The sequence below is a fragment of the Fulvimarina uroteuthidis genome, assembly GCF_034321785.1.
Lineage (GTDB): Bacteria > Pseudomonadota > Alphaproteobacteria > Rhizobiales > Rhizobiaceae > Fulvimarina > Fulvimarina uroteuthidis.
This window is the reverse complement of record NZ_JAXLPB010000003.1, coordinates 292,849-317,030: the sequence shown is the minus strand read 5'-3', so window position 1 is coordinate 317,030 and position 24,182 is coordinate 292,849. Positions and strand designations below refer to the sequence as shown.

23 protein-coding genes are annotated in these 24,182 nt (G+C 64.4%); 10 read left to right on the top strand and 13 right to left on the bottom strand.

The features are described 5' to 3' along the window. Nucleotides 1-96: 96 nt before the first annotated feature. Both U0C82_RS11210 and pcsA read right to left on the bottom strand, forming a co-directional pair. Nucleotides 97-1,074, bottom strand: a complete 978-nt coding sequence (locus U0C82_RS11210) for a quinone oxidoreductase family protein (RefSeq protein WP_322187197.1) — start codon at nucleotides 1,072-1,074, stop codon at nucleotides 97-99. Then, the gene (pcsA, locus tag U0C82_RS11205; protein ID WP_322187196.1) at nucleotides 1,071-1,826 is read right to left on the bottom strand and encodes a phosphatidylcholine synthase; all 756 of its coding nucleotides are present in this window, start codon (nucleotides 1,824-1,826) and stop codon (nucleotides 1,071-1,073) included. Before pcsA ends, U0C82_RS11210 begins: the two co-directional genes overlap by 4 nt. A gap of 183 nt (nucleotides 1,827-2,009) precedes the next feature. Between pcsA and U0C82_RS11200 the strand changes: the two genes are divergently transcribed. Then, on the top strand, nucleotides 2,010-3,233 hold the full coding sequence (locus U0C82_RS11200) for a UbiH/UbiF family hydroxylase (protein WP_322187195.1): 1,224 nt from the start codon (nucleotides 2,010-2,012) through the stop codon (nucleotides 3,231-3,233). Here the strand turns inward: U0C82_RS11200 and U0C82_RS11195 are convergent. Then, nucleotides 3,186-4,148 (bottom strand): AEC family transporter, encoded by a 963-nt coding sequence (locus tag U0C82_RS11195; RefSeq protein WP_322187193.1) that lies wholly within the window; start codon nucleotides 4,146-4,148, stop codon nucleotides 3,186-3,188. The genes U0C82_RS11200 and U0C82_RS11195 overlap by 48 nt on opposite strands. A gap of 119 nt (nucleotides 4,149-4,267) precedes the next feature. Here U0C82_RS11195 and hspQ point away from each other — a divergent pair, with 119 nt between their 5' ends. The 4 genes from hspQ to U0C82_RS11175 all read left to right on the top strand — a co-directional run bounded on the left by hspQ (nucleotide 4,268) and on the right by U0C82_RS11175 (nucleotide 7,509). Further along, on the top strand, nucleotides 4,268-4,591 hold the full coding sequence (gene hspQ / locus U0C82_RS11190) for a heat shock protein HspQ (RefSeq protein ID WP_322187192.1): 324 nt from the start codon (nucleotides 4,268-4,270) through the stop codon (nucleotides 4,589-4,591). 200 nt (nucleotides 4,592-4,791) lie between these two features. Beyond that, a complete protein-coding gene (locus tag U0C82_RS11185; RefSeq protein ID WP_322187191.1) occupies nucleotides 4,792-5,379 on the top strand; it encodes a PilZ domain-containing protein in 588 nt (195 codons plus the stop codon). A 394-nt stretch (nucleotides 5,380-5,773) separates the two neighbouring features. Next, nucleotides 5,774-6,304, top strand: coding sequence for a DUF421 domain-containing protein (locus tag U0C82_RS11180; protein WP_322187189.1), 531 nt, complete (start codon nucleotides 5,774-5,776; stop codon nucleotides 6,302-6,304). Nucleotides 6,305-6,903: 599 nt separating this feature from the next. Further along, nucleotides 6,904-7,509: a transglutaminase-like cysteine peptidase gene (locus U0C82_RS11175; RefSeq protein ID WP_322187187.1), complete on the top strand. Its 606-nt coding sequence runs from the start codon at nucleotides 6,904-6,906 to the stop codon at nucleotides 7,507-7,509. Nucleotides 7,510-7,677: 168 nt separating this feature from the next. Here U0C82_RS11175 and U0C82_RS11170 read toward each other — a convergent pair whose 3' ends face one another. The 4 genes from U0C82_RS11170 to U0C82_RS11155 form a co-directional block, all read right to left on the bottom strand. Then, nucleotides 7,678-7,887 (bottom strand): DUF3126 family protein, encoded by a 210-nt coding sequence (locus U0C82_RS11170; RefSeq protein WP_322187186.1) that lies wholly within the window; start codon nucleotides 7,885-7,887, stop codon nucleotides 7,678-7,680. Between the two features lie 155 nt (nucleotides 7,888-8,042). Next, a complete protein-coding gene (gene murI, locus U0C82_RS11165; RefSeq protein WP_322187185.1) occupies nucleotides 8,043-8,831 on the bottom strand; it encodes a glutamate racemase in 789 nt (262 codons plus the stop codon). Continuing rightward, nucleotides 8,828-9,637: an RNA methyltransferase gene (locus tag U0C82_RS11160; protein ID WP_416186664.1), complete on the bottom strand. Its 810-nt coding sequence runs from the start codon at nucleotides 9,635-9,637 to the stop codon at nucleotides 8,828-8,830. Before U0C82_RS11160 ends, murI begins: the two co-directional genes overlap by 4 nt. A gap of 178 nt (nucleotides 9,638-9,815) precedes the next feature. Beyond that, entirely contained in the window at nucleotides 9,816-11,321 is a 1,506-nt protein-coding gene (locus tag U0C82_RS11155) for a carboxylesterase/lipase family protein (protein WP_322187183.1), read from the bottom strand. Between the two features lie 150 nt (nucleotides 11,322-11,471). Between U0C82_RS11155 and U0C82_RS11150 the strand changes: the two genes are divergently transcribed. Beyond that, the gene (locus U0C82_RS11150) at nucleotides 11,472-12,689 is read left to right on the top strand and encodes an NADP-dependent isocitrate dehydrogenase (RefSeq protein ID WP_322187182.1); all 1,218 of its coding nucleotides are present in this window, start codon (nucleotides 11,472-11,474) and stop codon (nucleotides 12,687-12,689) included. Nucleotides 12,690-12,870: 181 nt separating this feature from the next. Continuing rightward, nucleotides 12,871-13,242, top strand: coding sequence for a PRC-barrel domain-containing protein (locus U0C82_RS11145; protein WP_322187181.1), 372 nt, complete (start codon nucleotides 12,871-12,873; stop codon nucleotides 13,240-13,242). 123 nt (nucleotides 13,243-13,365) lie between these two features. Here U0C82_RS11145 and alaS read toward each other — a convergent pair whose 3' ends face one another. The 4 genes from alaS to U0C82_RS11125 all read right to left on the bottom strand — a co-directional run bounded on the left by alaS (nucleotide 13,366) and on the right by U0C82_RS11125 (nucleotide 20,363). Next, nucleotides 13,366-16,044, bottom strand: a complete 2,679-nt coding sequence (alaS, locus tag U0C82_RS11140; RefSeq protein ID WP_322187180.1) for an alanine--tRNA ligase — start codon at nucleotides 16,042-16,044, stop codon at nucleotides 13,366-13,368. A 138-nt stretch (nucleotides 16,045-16,182) separates the two neighbouring features. Next, nucleotides 16,183-17,256 (bottom strand): recombinase RecA, encoded by a 1,074-nt coding sequence (gene recA, locus U0C82_RS11135; protein ID WP_322187179.1) that lies wholly within the window; start codon nucleotides 17,254-17,256, stop codon nucleotides 16,183-16,185. A gap of 318 nt (nucleotides 17,257-17,574) precedes the next feature. Further along, entirely contained in the window at nucleotides 17,575-20,037 is a 2,463-nt protein-coding gene (gene cckA, locus U0C82_RS11130) for a cell cycle histidine kinase CckA (RefSeq protein WP_322187178.1), read from the bottom strand. A 26-nt stretch (nucleotides 20,038-20,063) separates the two neighbouring features. Continuing rightward, nucleotides 20,064-20,363, bottom strand: a complete 300-nt coding sequence (locus U0C82_RS11125) for a hypothetical protein (RefSeq protein WP_322187177.1) — start codon at nucleotides 20,361-20,363, stop codon at nucleotides 20,064-20,066. Between U0C82_RS11125 and U0C82_RS11120 the strand changes: the two genes are divergently transcribed. Beyond that, on the top strand, nucleotides 20,341-20,703 hold the full coding sequence (locus U0C82_RS11120; protein ID WP_322187176.1) for a flagellar biosynthetic protein FliO: 363 nt from the start codon (nucleotides 20,341-20,343) through the stop codon (nucleotides 20,701-20,703). The two genes, U0C82_RS11125 and U0C82_RS11120, sit on opposite strands and share 23 nt — an antisense overlap. A 264-nt stretch (nucleotides 20,704-20,967) precedes the next feature. Here the strand turns inward: U0C82_RS11120 and dksA are convergent, their stop codons facing one another. Continuing rightward, nucleotides 20,968-21,384 carry an RNA polymerase-binding protein DksA gene (gene dksA, locus U0C82_RS11115; RefSeq protein ID WP_322187175.1) on the bottom strand — a complete coding sequence of 139 codons (417 nt, stop codon included), beginning with the start codon at nucleotides 21,382-21,384 and terminating at the stop codon, nucleotides 20,968-20,970. 325 nt (nucleotides 21,385-21,709) lie between these two features. Here dksA and U0C82_RS11110 point away from each other — a divergent pair, with 325 nt between their 5' ends. Continuing rightward, entirely contained in the window at nucleotides 21,710-22,750 is a 1,041-nt protein-coding gene (locus U0C82_RS11110; protein ID WP_322187174.1) for a cysteine synthase A, read from the top strand. A gap of 80 nt (nucleotides 22,751-22,830) precedes the next feature. Continuing rightward, nucleotides 22,831-23,520 carry an alanyl-tRNA editing protein gene (locus U0C82_RS11105; protein WP_322187431.1) on the top strand — a complete coding sequence of 230 codons (690 nt, stop codon included), beginning with the start codon at nucleotides 22,831-22,833 and terminating at the stop codon, nucleotides 23,518-23,520. Between the two features lie 61 nt (nucleotides 23,521-23,581). Here U0C82_RS11105 and ilvN read toward each other — a convergent pair whose 3' ends face one another. Further along, entirely contained in the window at nucleotides 23,582-24,154 is a 573-nt protein-coding gene (gene ilvN, locus U0C82_RS11100; protein ID WP_322187173.1) for an acetolactate synthase small subunit, read from the bottom strand. Between the last annotated feature and the right edge of the window lie 28 nt (nucleotides 24,155-24,182).

The window sequence follows — 24,182 nt, the reverse complement described above, 5'->3', positions numbered from 1 at the left end:
GCGCGTTCCATTGTGCAGTGCGAAATATTCTCGATCGAACGGCGGGGTGGAGGATCGCCGTTCGATCGCGGTTCGGCCGGCCGTTCGGACGAGCGATCAGTCGATCGTCAGAACCGTCTGCCCCGTGGTCTTGCGGTCCTGCAGGTCGCGATGCGCCTGGACGGCCTGCGACAGGGGATAGGTCTGGCCAATGTCGATCTTCACCGCGCCGGACTTGACGACTGCGAACAGATTGTCGGCACAGTCGAGCAGTTCGGCCCGTGTGGCCGTATAGTTGAAGAGGCTCGGGCGGGTCAGGAAGATCGAGCCCTTCTTGCCGAGGATCGCAGGCGCCATGGGCGGCACGTTGCCGGACGATTGTCCGAAGCTGACCAGCATGCCGAGGCGCTTCACGCAATCCAGGCTGCCATCGAACGTGTCCTTGCCGACGGAATCGTAGACGACGTCGCATTTCCGGCCGTCCGTCAACGCGGCGACGCGCTCGACGAAGTTCTCCTCGCGGTAGTTGATCACGTGATCGTAGCCGTTCGCCCTCGCAAGCTCGCACTTTTCCGCGCTGCCGGCGGTGCCGATCACCGTCGCGCCGAGATGCCTCGCCCACTGGCCGGCGATCAGCCCGACGCCGCCGGCCGCGGCGTGGAACAGCAGCGTCGTGTCCTTGCCGACCTTGTACGTGCGGTTCAGGAGATATTCGGCGGTCATGCCCTTCAGCATCATCGCCGCGGCTGTCCTGTCGTCGATGCCGTCGGGAATCGGGACGACCTTGTCGGCCGCGATGATCAGGTGCTCGGCATAGGAGCCTTCGGCCGAGGCGTAGGCGACCCGGTCGCCCTGCCTGACATCCGAGACGCCCTCGCCGACCGTCTCGACGATGCCCGCGCCTTCCTTGCCCGGCGTGAAGGGCAGGCTCGGCGCCGGATAGGTCCCGTCGCGGAAATAGGCGTCGATGAAATTGACGCCGACGGCGGTCTGGCGAACGCGAATCTCACCTGGGCCGGGTTCGGCAAGCTCGACATCTTCCCACTTCATCACGTCGGGCGCGCCGGTCTCGTGGATGCGCATGGCTTTGGTCATGATGTCATCTCGCTCATCGTGTCGGTGTCGGTATCGTCGTCGAGGCGTCCCTTCATCCAGTCGTAGAACTGGAGAAGGCCGCCAATGGCAAACAGGTAGAGTCCGGACAGGACCAGTCCAACCTTCACCCACAGCGACGGCTCCAGCCCCTCGAAGAGCGCGACGATGCCGAGCACCGACCAGACCGCGAAGACCGCGAGGTTGACCGTGCGCCAGCGTGTGACTCGCACCGGATGCAGGAACTTGATCGGCACGAACGTCGTGACGGCGCAGAAGACGACGAAGGCGAACGCGGTCAGCTCGTTGGGATGGATCGCGAACAGTGTGAAGACGAGCATGTTCCAGCAGACGGGGAAGCCGCGGAAGAAATTGTCCTTCGTCTTCATGCGCATGTCGGCATAGTAGATCGCGCTGGTGATGACGATCAGCGCCGCGGCCACGAAGGAGAGCGGCCTGCCGATGATGCCGGAATGATAAAGGGCAACGGCGGGAATCAGGCTGAACGTCGAATAGTCGATGACGGAATCCAGCATGTCGCCCGACCAGTTCGGCAGACGGCGCTTGATTTCGAACTTGCGCGCGATCGGCCCGTCGATCCCGTCGACGAACAGTCCGACCCCGAGCCAGAGGAAGCAATCGACGAAGCGCCCCTCGCCTGCGGCAATCAGCGACAGGAAGGCGAAGAACGCTCCTGTCGCGGTCAGAATGTGGACGAGAAAGGCGCGCCACTGGGCAAAACGGCTCAGATCCATGGCCATAGCTTCGAAAAAGCCTCGTGTCTTCGGTTCAATCGCTGCAATCTGTCGCTGCATAAAGCGTTCATGCCCATATGGACATAGCGGCCTCGGCTCGTAATTCCCGATCGTGCGCGGAACGAATGCCGGTTTGTCCGTTTCACTTCAAGAACATGCCAATCGAACAAGCGGGAATGCTCCATGGAAAGACGCGATATCGCAGTGATCGGCGGCGGCCTTGCGGGAACCGCGACCGCCATCGCCCTGGCGCGCGCAGGCTTCGACACGGTGCTGGTCGCACCGCCCGGATCGCCCGACAAGCGCACGACCGCGCTCATCGGTTCCTCGATGACGTTTCTTTCGCGCATCGGCCTCGAACATGCGGTTCGCGCGGTCAGCGAGCCACTTGCCGTCATGCGCCTGATCGATGACACGGACCGCCTGTTTCGCGCACCGACCGTCGAGTTCAAGGCCTCCGAGATCGATCTGCCGGCCTTCGGCTACAATGTGCTGAACGCGGATCTGGCGGACGTCCTCGACAAGGCGGCGGGAAACGAAAAGCATCTGGAGCGCATCGAGAGCGCCGCGACCGATTTCACCGTGGACGCGGACCGCGCGACGGTGAGCCTTGCGGACGGCTCGCACCTTTCCGTCTGCCTCGTGGTGGCGGCGGACGGGCGCAAATCCGCCATGCGCGAAGCGGCCGGCATCACGACGCGCGGGTGGCGCTATCCGCAGACCGCGATGGTGATGAACATCTCGCACGCCGTGCCGCATCATTCGGTCTCGACCGAGTTCCATACCCGAACGGGACCGTTTACGCAGGTGCCGATGCCGGGCCGGAACTCGGCGATCGTCTGGGTGGAAAAGCCCGAGCGCGCCGAACTCTACGTCGATCTGAAGACGGAGAAGCTCGAACGCATCATCGAGGACAAGATGCATTCGATCCTCGGCAAGGTTTCGCTCGAAACCGAGATCCAGGCCTTTCCGCTTTCGGGCGCCTCGGTCGATCGGCTCATTGGCGAGAGGATCGCACTGGTCGGGGAAGCAGCTCACGTCTTCCCGCCGATCGGCGCCCAGGGGCTCAATCTGGGCCTTCGCGACTGTGCCGTGCTCCTCGATTGCCTCGAGGAAAGCCGGGACGATCCCGGGCGCCGCGCGACCCTTCGGCGCTTCGAGGCCAAGCGACGGACCGATGTGACCAGCCGGACGCTCGGCGTCGACGCGCTGAACCGTTCGCTCCTGACCGACTTCCTGCCGGTCCAGTTCGGCCGGTCGGTGGGGCTGACGGCGATGGCCTCGTCTTCGGTTCTCAGACGTTTCGCCATGCGCGAGGGGGTCTCGCCGGGCGCCGGCGTCTTCGGCTTGCCGAAGCCCTTAAGACAATGGGCTCACAGGCAGCATGCCATGGGCGATGAGGTATAGCAGCCCGGCGACGGTGAAGACCGAAATCGCCGTGGACACCAGAACCGCCGCGGACGCGCGCTCGACCCAGACGTCGTATTGCTGGGCGATGACGAAGACGTTAGTGGCCGCTGGCAGCGACGCCAGCAGCATTGCCGTATGCACCCAGACCGGATCGACGCCCGGCACCAGGCCGAGCAGGAGCCAGACGAGCAGCGGGTGAACGACGAGCTTGATCGGCACGAGCCAGGCGAGCTCAGGCGGAACCCGCTTCAGCCGCCGCAGCGCGAGCGTCACCCCCATCGCGAACAGGGCACATGGCGCGGCCGCGTTCGACAGGAGAACGAGGAACCGCTCCGCCGGCTCCGGCGGCTCGAAACCGGCGATGGCGGCTGCGACGCCGAAGATCGTCGCGACGATGAAGGGGTGCGAGAAAATGCGCCAGAGCGCGCCACGCACGATCGCGAGGACGGATCCGCCCTTGCCGCCGGCCAGTGCCATCAAAAGCGGCGCCATGACGAAGTGCAGCGTGTTGTCGAAACAGAAGATCAAGGCGACCGGGACGGCCGCGCCGCTACCGAATGCCGCAAGCGCCAGACCCGGGCCCATATAGCCGATATTGCCGTAGGCACCCGCGAACCCCTGGATCGTCGATGCGGCGAGATCGCCGCGCGTGCGCCAGAGGCCGAGCGCGACAGTCCCCGCGAACGCCAGGAAGGTTCCGGCCGTCGTCGCGGCGATGAACCCGATCCGCGTCAGTTCCTCGACCGGCGTCTTCGACAGGATCTGAAAGAACAGGGCCGGCAATGCCAGGTAGACGACGAAGACGTTCAGCCAGGCCAGTCCCGAGACCGGATGATTGACGAGACGGCCTGTCAGAAACCCGAGCGCGATGAGACCGAAGAAAGGGGCGATGAGGCCGAAAATTTCCAGCATGGCCGCGTACGCTATCCTTCCGGTGAGACGGGCCGGCCGCAGGGCGAAAACCGGATCGCTCCTTGCGCTGCCTTGAAGAACTTGGCATTTGCGGGCGAGGTAACGGAGTTGTCGTCTCGATGCAAACCGCACGTTTTTTCATAGGCCAGATCGTCAGGCACCGGGTCTATCCGTTTCGGGGCGTGATCTTCGACGTCGATCCGGTGTTCGACAATACGGACGAATGGTACGATTCCATTCCGGCCGAGGTCCGGCCGCGCAAGGACCAGCCCTTCTATCACCTCTTCGCGGAAAACGCGGAGACCGAATATGTCGCCTATTGCTCCGAGCAGAACCTCGTTCCCGACGAAAGCGGCCAGCCCGTGCGCCATCCGCAGATCGCTGAGATCTTCGACGGGCCGGTCGACGGTGCCTACAGGCTGCGATCGCCGAACCACAACTGATCGGGCCGCCCGGGCCGGCGCATCGCGGGCCGTGCTCTGCGGCCTTCCCGCCGTACCCGCATGCTCGCCGGTCAAAAAGGCGTGCAAACGCACATTCGCCGCCGCCGACGCCACGACTTGTTAACCACGACCGTCCACATTGCTGGCTTGGACGGGACGCTGCGATCGCGTCCGGACCGAATGTTCAGGGAGCTGCGGCGTTGTCGTTTGATATTTCCACATCGGACGGCGATTTCAACGCCGTCTCCGTCGATATTCTCGGCCGTTTCATGCGCTCCGACCAGAGCGAATTCCCTTGCCGCATCGACGAGATGTCGCCGGGCTCGGCGCAGGTGCTCGCGCCCGTCCAGCCCGATCCCCAGGAAACGATCATCCTCTACGCCGACCATGTCGGACGCCTCGAGGGCGAGGTCATCGATCTGTTCGAAGGCGGCTTCGTGCTCAAGACCAAGGCATCCGAGCGGCGCCGCGAGAAACTGGCCGCGAAGCTGACCTGGCTCACCAACCGCCAGATCCTCAATCTACCCGAAGATCGCCGGCATGCGCGTGTCCATCCCGAAAATCCCTTCCGCGACATCGTGCTGGACGACGGCCGACGCTATCAGGTCAAGATCATCGATCTGTCGCTTTCGGGTGCCGCCGTCCAGGCGAAGGTCCGCCCGGTGCTGGGAACACCCGTCACCATCGGCGCGATGCCCGGGCGCATCGTGCGCTATCTCGAAGACGGCTTCGCCATCGAATTCTCCAGCGTCCTCGGCGAGGATTCGCTGCAGCGCCTCTTCCGCTGAAGCATCCGCCGCAAGGAGGCGCGGGATGCTCCCGGCGCGAACTCGCGCCGCTCGCATGACGGGACCAATACGGGCCGGCTCCTGCCGGCCTTTTTCGTGCGTCCCTTCAAGAATGCCGGCGTCCCGGCGCGCGGCGCGTGCTCCGATCCGCCCGGACGTTCGAAGCCTTCGCGTCCTTGCCCCGGAACGTCGCCGCCCGTCGAACGTCTCCTCTCGAGCGCCGCAGCGAGAAACGGTCCGTCCCGCGACAGTCAGGAGCCGGCTCGAGCGATATGGCTGGCCGGCCCGTCGTGGCCGAGCCCGGCAACCGGAGTTCGGATCGAACCGTCCCGCTTCATCCTTGCGCGCGCAGACGGCGAACGGCACCGTTGGCCGAAACCAAAGGAGATACCGCATGGACTGGTCCGAGATGTTCTTTCAAAGCTGGAGCGGAATTGCCCGCACGCTGATTGTCGGCACGATCGCCTATATCTTCCTCGTCGTCTCGTTGCGGGTCTCCGGCAAGCGGACCCTTGCCAAGCTCAACGCGTTCGATCTGATCGTCACCGTTGCCCTCGGTTCGACGCTCGCGACCATCCTGCTCAGCGAAAGCGTCGCCCTTGCCGAAGGCGTGACCGCGCTCGCGCTCCTCATCGCTCTCCAGTACGCCGTGACGGCCCTGTCGGTGCGCTCCGAACGGTTCGCAGGCGTGGTGCGCTCCGAGCCCTCGCTCCTGCTTCGTGACGGCAAGCCGCTGCACGAGGCCATGCGCAAGGCGCGCGTGACCAAGGCCGAGCTCGACACGGTGGTGCGCACGGAAGGCCAGCGCGGGCTGGAAGACATCGCCGCGGTGATCTTGGAATCCGACGGTTCGTTCTCGGTCATCGACGGAGAGCAGAAGAAGACCGCGCCGCATGCGGACGCGCGCACCGGCGGACCGGCGTGATCGCGCCGCGAGAGGCGGCGACGAACAGGAAGAACCGATCGTCGCAACGGCCGCGAGGCCCGGCGTGTGGATCGCCGTCGTGGCACCCCTGCCCGTTTGGCCATCGGGTCCGGCATCGGCGCTCGCGGCGGGTCTCGCCGGGCTGAAAACGGCAAGGTTCGGGAAACCATGCGCGCGACAAGACCGGCCCGGCGCGTGCGGGAGACAGGAGCGGACAGCGTGAACGCCGCCGCAACGGACAGGGTTTCGAACAAGTAAATCTAAATCTATATTGATTTTATCTTGAACGCTCGTTTTGTTCCGGTTTACCCTTTCCGATCCGGCGCCACTCGCCCAAAGCCCTGTGTCAAAAGGCTTCTCATTGATTTCCTTCGCTTCGGCTCGGTCGATGGCGGGCGTTAGGTTAGGGCATTCTTACGCGCGCACGAGCGTTTGCACCCATCCGGGTCACGCTTTGGCAAGACAAATAAAGCGTTCTTTACACGTATAAACCCCCATAAAGGGTCGTTACCAAAGTATATCCTACAATTTGACGGAAATTCTTCGGTCTCAGGCAAAACAACAGGCGCACAGTCTCTCCAACACAGGGAGAGATCGCCATGCCCCACCGCATCCAAACCGTGACCGCCATCGTCCTTGCAGCCATCGCATTCACGAGCGTTGCGGACCGTGCCGAAGCCCGTCCGATCCATATGCCGACCACGGAGATCACCTCCCAGCCGATCGGCCATTACGAGTTCTGCCGGCGTTACGCCGAGCGCTGCGCGCCGCAACGGGCCTCCGGCCCGATCGGCCTCAACGATGCGCTCTGGAACAAGCTGGTGGAAGTCAACGCGGCCGTGAACGCCTCGATCTTTCCAAGGGAGGATATCGAGATCCACGGGCAGCCGGATGTCTGGTCCTATCCGTCGGTCGAGGGCGACTGCGAGGATTATGCGCTTTTGAAGCAGTACATGCTGGAGCGGGCCGGCATTCCCGCATCCAACCTTCTCATCACGGTCGTTCTCCAGACGAACGGCGAAGGCCATGCGATCCTGACCGTCCGCACCGATCGCGGCGATCTCGTCCTCGACAATCTGTCGGACCGCATCTCGGTCTGGAACGAGACCGAATACACCTATCTGAAGCGCCAGTCGGAGCGCCATGCCGGCCAGTGGATCGGCATTACCGACGATCGCTCGATCCTCGTCGGCAGCCTTCGCTGAGAAACCAGTCTCCGGCCGGGCATCTCGCCCGGCCAGAGGTCCCGGATGGCAAGCCTCGTCCCGGCTGGGGCGCAGGGAGCCCCCTTTTCGCGGCCCCACACCCGAAACGACAAGGCCGGCTCACGAGACTTCGTGGCCGGCCTTGTCGTTTCGGGTTTTCCAGGACCCCTATTCGAGATCGATGTCGAGGATGGTCATGGTCAGGTGGTAGGAGAGTTCGCCCTCGTCCGTATCCTTGGTCAGCGTGCCGACGAACTCGTCGGCGACGTAGACCTCCGCTGTTTCCGCCTGCTTGGGAAGCGGCTTCACCTTGATGTCCGCACTGGAGAACGTGCGCTTCAGATAGGCGTCTAGCTTTCGAATTTCGTCGGGCTTCACGGCGGTCGTCCCTTTCATCTCATGTGTCGATGCAGATGATGCAGCATCGGCATCATTCAACCGGTTTCGCGCATCCATTCCCGGCCTCGACATCAGAACGGGCATGCGTCCGACCGGCGTGCGAACAGGCGGCGGCGCCGGACGCTTCGCGGCGTTCATTCCGTGCGAAGGCCGAAGCCGTGCACGATCCGCCGGGTCGCATGGTCGGGGTCCCCCGACGTGAAGACCGCCGGGTCGAAATCTCCGCTCATCGATCGGTTGCCGCTATCGGCGACGACGCGCGCCACCTGGCGTGCGATGGCTTCGGCCGGGTCCAGCCAGTCCACGGGCCAGGGGGCGGTCTTGCGCATCCGGTTGGCAAGGAACGGATAGTGCGTGCAGGCAAGGACGATGATGTCGGTGCGCCGCTCGCCCTTCTCGATGAAGCAGGGCCGGATCTCGGCGAGAACCGCGCTTTCGTCGATGAAGCCGCCGCGCATATACTGCTCGGCCAGCCCCGCCAGCGCCACGCTGCCGTGCAGCGTGACCTCGCATCGCGCGCCCCAGGCCCGAATGAGATCCTGGGTGTATTGCCGCTTGACCGTACCGGGCGTCGCAAGCACCGAGACCAGCCCCGAGCGCGTGCGCTCGGCCGCAGGCTTGATGGCGGGCACGGTGCCCACGAACCGCATGGACGGATAGTTCTGGCGCAGGACGTCGAGCGCCAGCGTCGAGGCCGTGTTGCAGGCGATCACGCAGGCAAGCGGCGCGTGGGTGTCGATCAGCGCGCCGAACAGCGCCACCAGACGATCCTTCAGCGCCTCCTCCTCCCAGTTGCCATAGGGAAAGCCCGCATCGTCGGCGACGTAGACGAACCGGCGGTCCGGCATCAGGACGCGGGCCTCGCGCAGCACGGTGAGGCCACCGACGCCGCTGTCGAAAACCAGGATGGGTGCATCGGTCACGCGGGACGTCCTTCGCCTTCGTTTTCGCCTTCGCCGGCGTCGACGGGACGCTCCAGCGACCGGATGACACCGCGCAGGGTGCGCACCTCCTGCTCGGAGAAATGCGCCTTGGTCAGCATGGTCCGCAGATTCTGCAACAGCGCCTCGCGCTTGTGCGGCGGAAAGAAATAGTTCCGCTTGTCGAGCGCCCCTTCGAGATGATCGAACAGGCGGAAAAGATCGGCCTTGTCGGCCTGCTGCGTCGGCGGGGCGGAAAAGCGGGGCGCGTGGCTCGGATCGGCCGCCGTCCGGAAGGCGTAGCTGACCAGAAGCACGGCCTGCGCGATATTGAGCGAGGCAAAGTCCGGATTGACCGGAAAGGTGACGATCTCGTCGGCCCGGCCGATCTCGTCGTTTTCCAGACCGTACTTTTCCCGTCCGAACATCACGCCGGCCTTGGCGCCGGTGGTCGCATGGGCGACCAGCCGTTCGGCGGCCTCCTGCGGCCCGCGCACCGGCTTGTAGCTGTCACGGGCCCTGGCCGTCGTCGCATAGACGAGGGACAGTCCGGCCAGCGCATCCTCGAGACGGTCGAAGACCCGGGCACTATCGAGCACATGGTCGGCCCGGCTCGCGGTCGCCCGCGCCCGCTCGTTCGGCCAGCCGTCGCGCGGCCTGACGAGGCGCAGGTCGGTGAGGCCGAAATTGGCCATCGCGCGCGCGACCATGCCGATGTTCTCGCCCATTTGCGGCTCGACGAGGATGATGGCCGGCGGGCCCGGCGGTGTCGTGGTTTCGCTGATCTGGCTCACGCCTGACGCTCGCATTCGTTCGTTTCTTCCCGGTCCGGCGCCGTTGCGAACGAGCGACGGTGTTCGCGCCGCGATTCACCCCTCGCAAAGGCCCGCGTTCCTATAGACCAAGAATGCCCCGGCGGTACACCGGACGCATGATCATGATCGCTCGCCCCTTCGATGGCGGCGGGACGGGTCGCTGGCGGCCGGGTCACGGAACGAAGCCGTCGACACCCGTCCAGGCGAGGCGCCGATCGCGCGCCGGATCGGCCTCGACCGAATCGGTGAGATCGAAGATCTTGGTCATGCGCGTTTCCGGTCGATAGGCGGGCCACGAGCGGCCCGGATCGCCGTCCCGGACGAACGCGGTCCAGTGATCCTGCATCCTCAGGCTCAGCGCCCGCCGCTTGGGATCTGGCAGGATCCCGAGATAGCTGCTGCGGAAGGGCACGAGAAATCGGTCGAAGATCAGCGGCAGGTCGACCGAATGGGTGGCGCCGAGCTTGGCCAGCGCGCCTTTCGCCGTCCAGTCCAGCCGGTAGACGAATGTCGGTGCCTTGGCGGCGTGATGTTCGGCGAGGTGGCTTGCGGCGATGCGGAACAGGATATCGGTGCCCAGCTGCGTCGATCCCCTCCCGTCGCGCGAATAGAGCGAAAGGATCTCGCGCGCCTTCTCCGCCCCCGCCGTGCGCGTCACCCAGGCGCTGAGATCCTCCGGTCCGACAGCTAGGCCGAACCCGGGAAGGTCGACGAACAGGGTGAACTCGTCGCGATTCGTGCCGATCAGGAGCGGCACCGGTTTGGATCTTTCGTAGAGCGTCGGCAGAGGCAGTTCGGGCAGTTCCGTCCCGTCGATATAGGGCATGGTCGGAAGGCCCTGAAACCTGGCCGAAAGCTTCCGGAACGCTTCGACGAACGTCCGCGCCGGCAGCGCGAACAGGGCTTCGCGGTCGCCGCCGGGGGCGAGCATCGACAATGCGACATCGGCGATCGCGCCCGCCCCCTTGCGGGTGTGGAACATGTTGATCGCGCCGGACTGGCAGATGGCGCGCTGGTAGAGCGGCTTCGAGCGTTCGGCCACGAGGTGGAAGCCGACGGACGCCGCCCCGGCCGATTCGCCGGCGATCGTCACCCGCCGCGGATCGCCGCCGAACGCGCCGATATTGTCACGCACCCACTCGAGCGCCATGCGCTGATCGAGAAGACCGGCATTCGCCGCGAACCGTTCGTCGTCGGCGAAGCGTTCGGCAAAGCCGTTGAAGCCGAAGAGGCCGAGCCGGTAGTTCAAGGTGACGACGACGATGTCGCCCCGGCGGGCCAGTTCGTCCCCCGGATATTGCGATCCGGAGCCGAGGAAGAAGCCGCCGCCGTGAATGAAGACGAGGACGGCGCGCTGTCCGGATATGTCCGGCGTGAAGACGTGAAGGTTGAGACAGTCCTCGCTGAACCGGCGTGCGAAGCTGGCGAGATGGGCGACGGCGCCGGGAAGCGCCTCGCGCTGCGGCGCCGAGGGACCGAACTTCAGCGCCCGGAACGTCGAGGCGAAGGGCGGCTTGCGCGCCGGTGCGGCGAACCGCCGTTCGCCGACCGGGGCTTGCGCGTAGGGGATTCCGAGAAATCGGCAGGTGCCGCCGAGCCGCAGCCCTTCGACGAGACCGCACGGCGCCTTGACGAAGACCGCGCGCCGGGCGGTTCGATGGAGAATTGGATTTTTCATACGTCTCGCGTCTATCCCAAGGCCGGCGCTGCTTTGCGTCCGCACAGGTGGGTGGTATAGGGCGCTCAGAGTAGTCCGGCGCGGGTCAACCGCGTCGTCTTGCCCCGGCGGCCTGCGGCCGCCGTACTGTTTTTGCGAAGGAAGGCACCGATGGCGAAAATCAAAGTCGAGAATCCAGTGGTCGAACTCGACGGCGACGAGATGACCCGGATCATCTGGCAATTCATCAAGGAAAAGCTGGTTCATCCCTATCTGGACATCGATCTCGAATATTACGATCTGGGCGTCGAGCATCGCGATGCGACGGACGATCAGGTCACGGTCGATGCGGCGAACGCCATCAAGCGCCATGGGGTCGGCGTCAAATGCGCCACGATCACCCCGGACGAAGGCCGCGTCGAGGAATTCGGCCTGAAGAAGATGTGGCGTTCGCCAAACGGCACCATCCGCAACATTCTGGGCGGCGTGATCTTCCGCGAGCCGATCATCTGCAAGAACGTGCCGCGGCTCGTTCCCGGTTGGACCAAGCCGGTCATCGTCGGCCGCCACGCCTTCGGCGACCAGTACCGCGCGACGGATTTCCGCTTTCCCGGCAAGGGCAAACTGACGATCAAGTTCGTCGGCGAGGACGGCGAGACGATCGAGCACGAGGTCTACGACGCGCCCAGCGCCGGGATCGCGGTGGCGATGTACAATCTCGACGAATCGATCAAGGATTTCGCCCGCGCGTCGCTGAACTACGGCCTGCAGCGCGGCTATCCGGTCTATCTGTCGACCAAGAACACCATCATGAAAGTCTATGACGGGCGCTTCAAGGACATCTTCGAGGAGATCTACCAGGCCGAGTTCAAGGACCAGTTCAAGGCGAAGAAGATCACCTACGAACACCGCCTGATCGACGACATGGTCGCCTCGAACCTGAAATGGTCGGGCGGCTACGTGTGGGCGTGCAAGAACTATGACGGCGACGTCCAGTCCGATACGGTCGCCCAGGGCTTCGGCTCGCTCGGCCTGATGACCTCGGTCCTGATGACCCCGGACGGACAGACGGTGGAGGCCGAGGCCGCCCACGGTACGGTGACGCGTCACTATCGTCAGCACCAGAAGGGCGAACAGACCTCGACCAATTCGATCGCCTCGATCTTCGCCTGGAGCCGCGGTCTTGCCCACCGCGCCAAGCTCGACGGCAACGACGATCTGAAGACCTTCGCCGATACGATGGAAGAGGTCTGCATCAGCACCGTCGAACGCGGCTTCATGACCAAGGATCTCGCGCTCCTCATCGGTCCCGATCAGCCCTGGCTTTCGACGACCGGGTTCCTCGACAAGGTCGACGAAGGTCTCCAGAAGGCGATGGCGAAAGCCTGATCGCGACGCTTCTGGCGCAACGCCGCCCCAGACATCGAAAGAGGCCGGATCGATGATCGATCCGGCCTCTTTCGCTTGCCGCATCCATCGAGAATGCCCGTCAGACGGGAACTTCTCCCAGCAACGATGTCCCGCCCTGCGTGTTTGCACTGCGACAACGAAACGACAGGAGATGTCCCGCATGTTGAAACGCACCGGAACCGCCATCGCAGCAGCCCTCCTCTTCGGCGGCACGGCCCTCGCTCAGAGCGAGCAGTATGTCGAGGTGAACGACAGCGTCATGGTCGCCCCGTTCAATCTCGCCGTCGACGATGTGGACGACAGAAACGTCTACGATGCTTCGGGAACGGAAGTGGGCGAAGTCTCAGAAGTTCTCGGCTCGGACGACCAGACACCGACCCATCTCGAAGTCGACTTCGAGGATGACGATTCCAGCACCTATCCCGACCGTGACGACGTGATCGTCCCGATCGCCGATTTCAGTTTCACCAACGACCAGATCGTCATCAATCTCACTCCGGAAGACGTGACCGCCCTGCCGACACGGAACTGATCCGGATCGATCTCGCAAACGCCGTTCGACGAGAAAAGGGCGGAGCGCTTCGGGTGCTCCGCCCTTTCCTTGTCCGTCGTCGTAGGTCCGCTCGCGAAGGCGTGCCCTTCGAAGCCCGTCCCCTCAGGCGGCGTCCGCCTGCGCCAGTTCGGCTTCCACGGCCGCGATCGCATCGTTCGCCTTGTCGGCGTCCGGTCCGCCTGCCTGCGCCATGTCGGGCCTGCCACCGCCGCCCTTGCCGCCGATGGCGATGCTGGCGGCACGGACGAGCGCGACGGCGTCGAAGCGGTCGGTCAGATCGCCGGTGACGCCGACGACGACCGAAGCCTTGCCGTCGGCAACGCTCGCGAAGGCCACCACACCGGATTCGACGTTCTTCTTCGCCTCGTCCACCAGACCCTTCAGATCGCGGCCCGACACCCCGTCGAGGACGCGCCCGAGAAACGACACGCCGCCCACCGTTCTTGCCGTGGGCGCAGCGCCGCCGCCGTCGGCGGGATCGCCCGCGAGCGCAAGACGCTTGCGCGCCTCGCCGAGCTCCCGCTCGAAGCGCCGGCGCTCTTCCACCACGGCCTCCAGCCGGGCCAGCGCATCCTCCGGCGACGCCTTCAGCAGCGCCGCCATCTTCTTGACCCGCGCATCCTGCTCGCGAAGATAATCGCGTGCCGCTTCTCCCGTCAGCGCCTCGATGCGGCGCACGCCCGAGCCGACGGCGCTTTCGCCGACGACATGCACGAGGCCGATCTCCCCGGTCGCGGTGACATGGGTGCCGCCGCACAGTTCGACGGAGTAGGCCTTGCCCGCTTTTTCGCCTTCCTCGGCCGTTCCCATCGAGACGACACGAACCTCGTCGCCGTATTTCTCGCCGAACAGCGCCATCGCGCCCGACGCGATCGCATCGTCCACCGCCATGAGACGCGTTGAGACGGGGGCATTCTGGCGGATGATGCCGTTCGCCAGACGCTCGACCGCGTCGATCTCCGACCGCTCCATCGGCTTGGGGTGCGAGAAGTCGAAGCGCAGCCGTTCGGGCGCGACCAGCGATCCCTTCTGGGCGACGTGCGATCCCAGGACTTCGCGCAGGCCCTCGTGGAGGAGGTGGGTCGCCGAATGGTTCGAGCGGATCTTCGCCCGCCGACGGTGCTCGACTTTCAGATCGAGCGAGTTGCCGACGGCGATCGTTCCGGACGACACCTTGGCGCGATGCACGAACAATCCGTCGGCCAGCTTCTGCGTATCGACGACCTCGATCTCCACCTCGCCGTTCGACATGGTGCCGGTGTCGCCCAGCTGTCCGCCGGACTCGCCGTAGAACGGCGTCTGATTGACGATGATCGCAACCTCGTCGCCTGCCGCGGCCGACTTGACCTCCGCGCCATCGCGCACGAGGGCGACGACGGATGCGCTTGCCTCATGCGTGTCGTAGCCGAGAAACTCCGTCGCTCCCACCCGCTCGCGGATCGGGAACCAGACCTTCTCCGTCGCAGCTTCGCCCGAGCCGGTCCAGCTCTTGCGGGCCTCGGTCTTCTGGCGCTCCATCGCCGTATTGAACGCGTCGAGATCGACGGCAATCCCGCGCTGGCGCAGGGCGTCCTGGGTAAGGTCGAGCGGGAAACCGTAGGTGTCGTAGAGCTTGAAGGCGGTCTCGCCGGACAGTTTCGCCCCTGCGTCCATTCCTTGTGTCGCATCGTCGAGCAGCGACAGACCGCGATCGAGAGTCAGGAGAAAGCGTTTCTCCTCCAACTTCAGGGTTTCTGAAATCAGGGCTTCGCCGCGAACGAGTTCGGGGTAGGCCCGCCCCATCTCGGCGACAAGGGCCGGCAGCACCTTGTAGAGCACGGGTTCGTTCGCGCCCAGAAGTCGGGCATGGCGCATGGCGCGGCGCATGATGCGCCGCAGGACGTAGCCGCGCCCCTCGTTCGACGGCAGGACCCCGTCGGCGATCAGGAACGCGGTCGAGCGAAGATGATCGGCGATGACGCGGTGGCTGGCCGTCTGCCTGCCTTCCGCGCGCGAACCGATCGCCTGCTCGATGGACGCGATGAGGGTCCTGAAGAGATCGATGTCGTAATTGTCGTGAACGCCCTGCAGCACCGCCGCGATCCGTTCGAGCCCCATTCCCGTGTCGATGGACGGACGCGGCAGGTTCAGGCGTTCGTCCGCCGAAACCTGCTCGTACTGCATGAAGACGAGGTTCCAGATCTCGATGAACCGGTCGCCGTCCTCGTCCGGACTGCCGGGAGGGCCGCCGGGAATATGGTCGCCATGGTCGAAGAAGATTTCCGAGCACGGACCGCACGGACCGGTCTCGCCCATCGTCCAGAAATTGTCGGACGTGCCGATCCGGATGATCCGGTCGTCGGACAGGCCGGCAATCTTGCGCCACAGGCCCGCGGCCTCGTCATCGTCCGCATAGACGGTGACGAGAAGCTTTTCTGCGGGCAGGCCGAACTCCTTGGTGATCAGGTTCCACGCCAGTTCGATGGCCCGGTCCTTGAAGTAATCGCCGAAGGAGAAGTTTCCGAGCATCTCGAAGAAGGTGTGGTGCCGGGCCGTGTAGCCGACATTGTCGAGATCGTTGTGCTTGCCGCCCGCCCGCACGCATTTCTGCGACGTCGCGGCGGTGGCGTAGGGCCGCTTTTCCTCGCCCGTGAAGACGTTCTTGAACTGCACCATGCCGGCATTCACGAACATCAGCGTCGGATCGTTACGCGGCACGAGAGGCGAGGACGGCACTTTCTCGTGCCCGTTCTTCGCGAAGTAGTCCAGAAACGCGGACCGGATTTCGTTGACGCCACTCATCGTCGCAACCTTTGGAGAATCAGCCTATCGGGCGGCCGGGCACACTGCATGCCGGCCCGCCCGTTTCGACGCCGTTCTACAAACACCGCTCGCCGCTGTAAATCGAAGACGCGGAGCACGGCATGCGAAACATCAGGCTCACGCGTCGTCGCCCTCGCCCGGCGTGTCGTCTTCCAGAAGCTTCTCGGCCAGAATTCCGGCGTTCTGGCGAATGGCCAGCTCGATTTCCTCGGCCGCGGCCGGATTGTCGCGCAGGTACTGCTTGGCGTTCTCGCGGCCCTGGCCCAGTCGCTGGCTGTTGTAGGAAAACCATGCGCCCGACTTCTCGACGATGCCGGCCTTGACGCCGAGATCGACGAGTTCGCCCATCTTCGAGACGCCCTCGCCATACATGATGTCGAACTCGACCTGCTTGAACGGCGGGGCGAGCTTGTTCTTGACGACCTTCACCTTGGTCTGGTTGCCCGTCACCTCGTCGCGATCCTTGATCGAACCGATGCGGCGGATGTCGAGACGTACGGAGGCATAGAACTTGAGGGCGTTGCCGCCGGTCGTCGTCTCGGGCGAGCCGAACATGACGCCGATCTTCATCCGGATCTGGTTGATGAAGATGACCATGCACTTCGAACGCGAAATCGAACCGGTGAGCTTGCGCAATGCCTGGCTCATCAGGCGCGCCTGCAGGCCGGGCAGCGAATCGCCCATCTCGCCCTCGATTTCGGCACGCGGCGTCAAGGCCGCCACCGAATCGACGACGAGAACATCGATCGCGCCCGAACGCACCAGCGTATCGACGATCTCGAGCGCCTGCTCGCCGGTATCCGGCTGCGAGACCAAAAGGTTTTCCAGGTCGACGCCCAGCTTGCGGGCATAGATCGGATCGAGCGCATGCTCCGCGTCGACGAATGCGCAGATACCGCCCTTCTTCTGGGCTTCCGCGATCGTGTGAAGTGCGAGCGTGGTCTTGCCCGAGCTTTCCGGGCCGTAGATCTCGACGACGCGCCCCTTCGGCAAGCCGCCGATCCCAAGCGCGATATCGAGCCCCAGCGAGCCGGTCGACACCGTGTCGATCTCGATGCTCTGATTGTTCTGCCCGAGTTTCATGATCGAACCCTTGCCGAAGGCACGTTCGATCTGAGAGAGCGCGGCGTCCAGCGCCTTGGTCTTATCCACGGAGTTTTCCTCGACGAGCCTGAGGGCATTCTGGGCCATACAACCGCTCCTTAATGCATTGGGCGCCACGGGCGCAACGCTGACGACAGACCCTATCTATGTACATGCTTTGTTCCGGTCAAGGTTTTTGTTTCCATTTTGTTCTCTTGCTTGACGCTCGTCGAACCGCGACCGGCCCGACCGCGGCTGAGGGGCGACGAGCGGCGGCCAACTCGATCAGGGCGGGCCAGGCCGCCCGCCACGCATGTTCCGGACGCGAGGGGCGAACCGGTCAGGAATCGATCCTGAAGCCCCTCGCCGCCGCGGTTTTGCCGCCGAGCTCGGCCCTCGCCCCTGCCGGTCGGTCTGCCGCAGGTTTCAGTCCTTGCTTTCGAGCATCTGCTTGACGGTCATCGCCAGTTCCTTCTGGGAGAACGGCTTCGACAGGAACCCGAACTTCTCACCGACCGGGAGGTTCTTCGCGAACGCTTCCTCGGCATAGCCCGACACGAAGACGAATTTCATGTCCGGTCTGATCTTGCGCATTTCGCGAAGCAGCGTCGGACCGTCCATCTCGGGCATGACGACGTCGGAAACCACGAGGTCGATCTTGCCGTCCAGCGCTTCGAGAACGTCGAGCGCATCGAGGCCGGAATCGGCCTCGTGGACGTCGTACCCCTTGAGCTTCAGGGCGCGAACGCTTCCGGCGCGGACATAGTCCTCGTCTTCCACGAGAAGAATGGTCGCGGTGCCCGACAGATCGATCTTTTCCGGCGTTCCGGTGGGCTTCGTCTGGTCCGGCATCGTGACGGCGACATCGGGCACGTAGCGCGGCAGGAAGATCCGGAACACCGTTCCCTTTCCTTCGGTCGAATCGACGTAGATGAAGCCGTTCGACTGCTTGATGATGCCGTAGACCATGGACAGGCCGAGGCCGGTGCCCTTGCCGATCTCCTTGGTCGTGAAGAATGGCTCGAAGATCCGTTCGGCGACATCGGCGGGCATTCCCGTTCCGGTGTCGGCGACCTCGACGAGGACATAGTCGATCTTCGGCATTTCCGGATGTTCGTAGGTCGGCGCCTCGGCCGCATCGACGTTTCGCGTCGCGATCGAGATCGTGCCGCCGTTCGGCATCGCATCGCGCGCATTGCCCACCAGATTGGTGATCACCTGCTCGAACTGGCCGATATCGGCCATTACCGGCCACAGGTCGCGGGCGTGGCGGCGCTCGAGCTTCGTGCGGTCGCCGGCGATCCGCTTCAGCAGAAGGTCGAGATCGGCAACGACATCGGTAAGGCTCAGCATCTTCGGACGCATCGTCTGGCGCCGCGAATAGGCGAGAAGCTGGCGCACGAGCGAAGCGGCGCGGTTCGCGCTCTGCTTGATCAGGAGAAGATCCTGGAAAGCCGGATCGCCGGGCTTCTGGTTCATCAGCAGGAAGTCGACCGATGCGGTGATCACGGTCAGGACGTTGTTGAAGTCGTGGGCGATGCCGCCCGCCAGATTGCCGACCGCCTGCATCTTCTGCGCCGTGGCGAACTGATCCTCCAGCGCGCGCTGGTCGGTGATGTCGACGGCGTAGAGGATGATCGTCTCGTCTTCGCTGGTATCGCGGTCTGGAATGACGTTCAGATAGATGCGCGCCGAGCGTGGCTTGTCGCCCCGCATCGTCACGTCCACCGGCGCGATCTCGGCCTCGCCCTCGCTTGCGGCCTGAAGGCGCTCGCGCATTCTCTCGGCGCTCTCGTCGTTGAGGAGCGTGAGGAACGGGACGGCCTCGCGCGAGGCCTTTTCGCCGAACAGGCGCGCGAAGGCCGGATTGGACCGTCTGCTCTCGAACTTGTCGTTGAGCGACGCGATCGCCATCGGCGCCGCATTGAAGAAGCGATTGAGCCGTGCGCCCGCAGCTTCCGCATGGCTGCGCTGGGGCGAGGTTTCGCTGAGGATGATCGCGCGAAGCCCGGCGCTGCCATCGCGCTCGCGCGCCTTCTGGACGATCATCTTGACCGGCAGGATGCGCCCCTTGCCCGTCGTCAGGTCGAGCTCGATGGTCTGGATCGCGCCCTCCTCCAGCGGCCGCGTCCGGGCGACGAGCTCGGTTCGGGCAGCTTTCGGAAGGAATTCGGTCAGGGCCGTCCGGCCGGGCTGGAAATCGCCGAGATCGGTGTCGAGCCAAGTCGCGAGCGTCGCATTAAGATAGGTGAGATTGAGGTCGGCGTCCGAGGCGAAGAAGCCGACGGGCGCCTTGTCGAGATAGTCGATCGCATCCTGAAGGGTGCGGAACGAGGCCTCCTCCTCGCGCCGGTCCGCCGTGATATCGGCGATCTGCCAAGCTTGCAGCGAGCCCGTGCGCGCCTCGATGGGGCGAACCGACACGCGGTACCAGCGCGCATGGCTGTCCTCCCCGGACAAGGGCGAATCGAGCCGAAACTCACGGTGCCCGCCATTCTTCTCCCGCGCCGCCTTGGCCAGCCAGTAGACATCCTCCGCCGCGCCCGCATGGCGCGCGAGAAGCTGGACGGGCGGCGGAACGCTCGCCCCCTCTTCCTTGCCGATCAGCCGGCCATAGGATCGGTTCGCATAGACGACGGCGCCCTTCCGATCGACGAAGACCGCGCCCTGGCGCGCGCCGTCGAGAAAGCTGCGGGCCGCCGACCCGTCATCGGTCTTGGCGCTGAGCGAGAGGAAACCGAGCGCCAGACCAAACAGGGCGACGATGCCAATGGCTGCGAGAAGGGAAAACAGAACCAGGAGCGCCACGCGCCCATTGTCGTTTCCGAAAAGGGCAAGACCTGCCGCAACCAGGATCAGACAGCCGCCGAAGAAAAGCAGACGCCGCACATTACCCGCTCGTTCCGTTTGATCGATCAACGGCTTTTCGAGTGCGTTGGCCATCGTTTCCGTCCGTATCTGTCCAGTTCATGCGGCATGGCATTCTGGATCTGGAGAGCCGCGCGGCGGGCGGAATCCGGCTTCGGCTCCTGCTCGCATTCCACGGCCATGTTGCAATTCTGCCGGGGACCATAGAGGAAATCGACACATCCGTCGCGCGTTAACGCCGTCAGGCTTGCACCAAGCTTTTCGCGCAACACGCGCATCCGGCCGATCGTCTCGCGTCCCGTCCTCGAAAGGAGAATTGCACCGATGCCGAACTGGTTCGCGACCATGGTGGGGGAAACCTTCGCGCCCATTCTATGGGTTCTCTTCGTCGCCACGATCGTCTGCGCACTGGCGGTCGTCACGCTTCTCACCATCCGAAAGGCAAGCGGCTCGCCCTCGCTGATGATCGGCGCGAAGGCGCGGGCGCCGCGGCTTGCCGTCGTCGAAATGGTGAGCATCGGGGATCGACGCCGCCTTGTCCTCATCCGGCGGGACGATGTCGAGCATCTCCTCCTGATCGGCGGAAGCGGCGATCTCGTCATCGAAAGCGCGATCGGCACGCCGGGGGTGCGGCAGACAGATACAGGACCGACAGACCGGGACGAGATCAGACAGGCATCGCGATGAGGACGGGCGAAGCCTGTGTCATGACCGGTCGGCGAAACGGGCACTCGCGCGCCATTCGTTCGGACGGCGCCGCCCGAAGGCGTGCGGGCAGGTCGAATGCCGTCGAGAATTCGAAATGAGACGTCCCGCCTCGAGCGCCCCTATCGAGGCGCATGACGACAGGAGGCGGTCCTGTTCGGCTTCCCGACGAGGCGAGCGGTCGTCGAGGCGCACGGCCGACCGTTGCGGACCGTTCGAGACGCCGCGCTTCCGAAGCGTCAGCGGTCAGTCGTCGCGATAGATCTTCTCGCGGCGCTCATGGCGTTCCTGGGCTTCGAGGGACAGGGTCGCGATCGGCCGGGCGTCGAGACGCTTGAGAGCGATCGGCTCGCCGGTTTCCTCGCAATAGCCGTAGGTGCCTTCCTCGATCCTCTGCAGCGCCGCATCGATCTTGCCGACCAGCTTGCGCTGCCTGTCGCGCGCCCTCAGCTCGATCGAGCGATCGGTCTCCGAGGATGCACGATCGGCGGCATCAGCCTGGTTCGGGCTCTCGTTCGCGAGCGCCTCGAGCGTCTCGCGCGACTCGCGAAGAATATCGGCTTTCCAGGCCTTGAGCTTCTGCTTGAAATACTCCCTCTGGCGCTCGTCCATGAACGAACTATCCTCAGGCAAAGATGTTACGACTTCAAGGGCTTCACTCATACGGTCCTCCAACGCCAAGCGTCCGGCTTATAACTGCGTGGGTTTTTCGAGACAAGCGCAAGTCTGCCGCACTTTGAGGTAAAAATAGCCATCATCCGAGTTGTCGCCCATCGCCCAAAATGCGTATTTCCACATATTCTTCAAAGTCCTGACAGGGGGCCGGGTGCCTGGATGCGAACCGGATCCCGTCCCAATCCGATGGATCGATCGCGTCCCGCACCTTATGCCAGTCGTCACTTGCTTGAGCCTCGCCCATGGAACACCATGCGCTAGTCTTTGTTCATCCTCATCCACCGACCGCCAATCCAGAAAGCCCCGGAGACCCATGTCACGCTTCAATTCCGTTCTCGATGCGATCGGCAACACGCCCCTCATCCGACTTCATCGCGCATCGGAAGAAACCGGGTGCGAAATTTACGGGAAGGCCGAATTTCTCAATCCGGGCCAATCGGTGAAGGATCGGGCCGGTCTGTTCATCATCCGGGACGCCGAGGAAAAAGGCCTGCTTGAGCCCGGCGGCATCATCGTGGAGGGAACGGCCGGAAACACCGGCATCGGCCTCTCGCTCGTCGCCAACGCCTTGGGCTACAGGACCGTGATCGTCATCCCGGAGACCCAGAGCGAAGAGAAGAAGGACGCTCTCCGGTTGATGGGCGCCGAGCTGATCCAAGTGCCGGCGGTGCCCTACAAGAACCCGAACAATTATGTGAAGCTTTCGGGGCGACTGGCTGAAACCATTGCGAAATCCCACTCAGCCGGCGCGATCTGGGCGAACCAGTTCGACAATGTCGCCAACCGCGATGGCCATGTGGTGACGACGGCGGAGGAGATCTGGCACGACACCGGCGGGGAGATCGACGGCTTCGTGTGCGCGGTCGGCACCGGCGGCACCCTGGCCGGCACGGCGCTCGGCCTCAAGCGCCATTCGGGCCGCATCAAGATCGCGATCGCCGACCCGATGGGCGCGGCGCTCTACAACTATTACGCTCATGGCGAGATGAAGTCGGAAGGCTCTTCGATCACCGAAGGCATCGGCCAGGGTCGGGTGACCGCGAACCTCGAAGGCTTCGAGCCCGACTTCGCCTACCAGATCGGGGACCCGGAAGCTTTGAAGATCGTCTTCGACCTCGTGACCGAGGAGGGGCTTTGCCTCGGCGGATCGTCCGGCATCAACATCGCCGGCGCGATCAGGCTCGCGAAGGAAATGGGACCGGGGCACACGATCGTGACGATCCTGTGCGACTACGGCAACCGCTACCAGTCCAAGATGTTCAACCCGGCCTTCCTCAAGGAAAAGGGTCTTCCGGTACCCGATTTCGTCACGAAGGCCCCGCAGTTCGACGTTCCGTTCGAGACCGTGGACTGACGCAGGTGGGTGAGACCGTGAACGCCGAAGGGCTCGCAGAGACCGAGCGGGTCTATCAGCACGACGCCTATCTTTCGACCATGGAAGCCCGTCTCGTCGGCCTTTCGGGGGCAAGCGGACTCGTCTTCGACCGGACGAACTTCTATGCCGCGAGCGGCGGGCAGCCGGGAGACAGCGGCTTCGTCGAACGCGGCGACGGCACCAAGACGCGGATCGTCGATACGGTCTTCTCGCCCGGCAAGCAGCAGGTCGTCATGATCGCCGAACCGGACGCTGAACTGCCCTCGCCCTGCGAAACGCTGACGCTGCACGTCGACTGGCAACGACGCTACCGGCTGATGCGCATGCACACGGCCTGCCATCTCCTGTCCGTTGTCTGCCCCTTCCCGATCACGGGAGCGGCGGTGGGCGAGGCGGAAAGCCGGATCGATTTCGACTGGCCGGAGGCGGAGGCCGACAAGGCCGCGATCTCCGCGCAGCTGATGGACCTCGTGACGGCCAATCATCCGGTCTTCGTCCGCGATATCACCGAGGCCGAACTCGACGCCAATCCCGGACTGGTGAAGTCCGCCAACGTCAAGCCGCCGCGCGGCGTCGGCACGGTCCGGCTGGTCTGCATCGGCGAGGCGTCATCGGTCGACGCGCAGCCCTGCGGCGGCACGCACGTGTCGGAGACCGGCGAAGTCGGCGAGATCCACATCGGAAAGATCGAGAAGAAGGGCAAGGCGAACCGACGGCTCCGCATCCGGTTCGGCGCCCTGCCCCGATAGGCCGACGTTCCGTCCCATGAGGCCTGGCCTTGCCGGATCGCAAGGCTCGTCTCCGGCGGCGTCAGTCGCCGCGCGGGCCCCGCGACAGAGCGGCGACGCCCGTCCGGCAGATCTCGACGAGCCCCAGCGGTTCAAGGATCGCGCAGAAGCGATCGATCTTGCTCGGACGGCCGACGATCTCGAACACGAAATGCTCGATCGACGAATCGACGACCTGCGCACGGAAGATGTCCGCAAGGCGCAGCGCCTCGACACGCTTCTCGCCCTTGCCCGCGACCTTGATGATCGCGAGCTCGCGCTGGATCGGCTTGCTCGCCTCGTCGCCGCCGCCGCTCAGGGTGAGGTCGATGACGCGGTGCACCGGCACGATCCGGTCGAGCTGGCTCTTCAACTGCGCGATGACATGAGGGAAGCCGCGCGTGACGATCGTGATCCGTGACAGATGCTTCTCGTGCTCGGTCTCCGACACGGTCAGGCTCTCGATATTGTAGCCGCGTCCCGAGAACAGACCGATCACCCGTGCCAGGACGCCCGGCTCGTTGTCGACGATGATCGACAGGGTGCGCGACTGCGTCTCTTCCTGTTCTGGCGTGATGAAATAGGCCGAAGCAGGCGGCTGGACGGGCTGGGTCATGGGTCAACTCGATCAATGCGGGAAACAG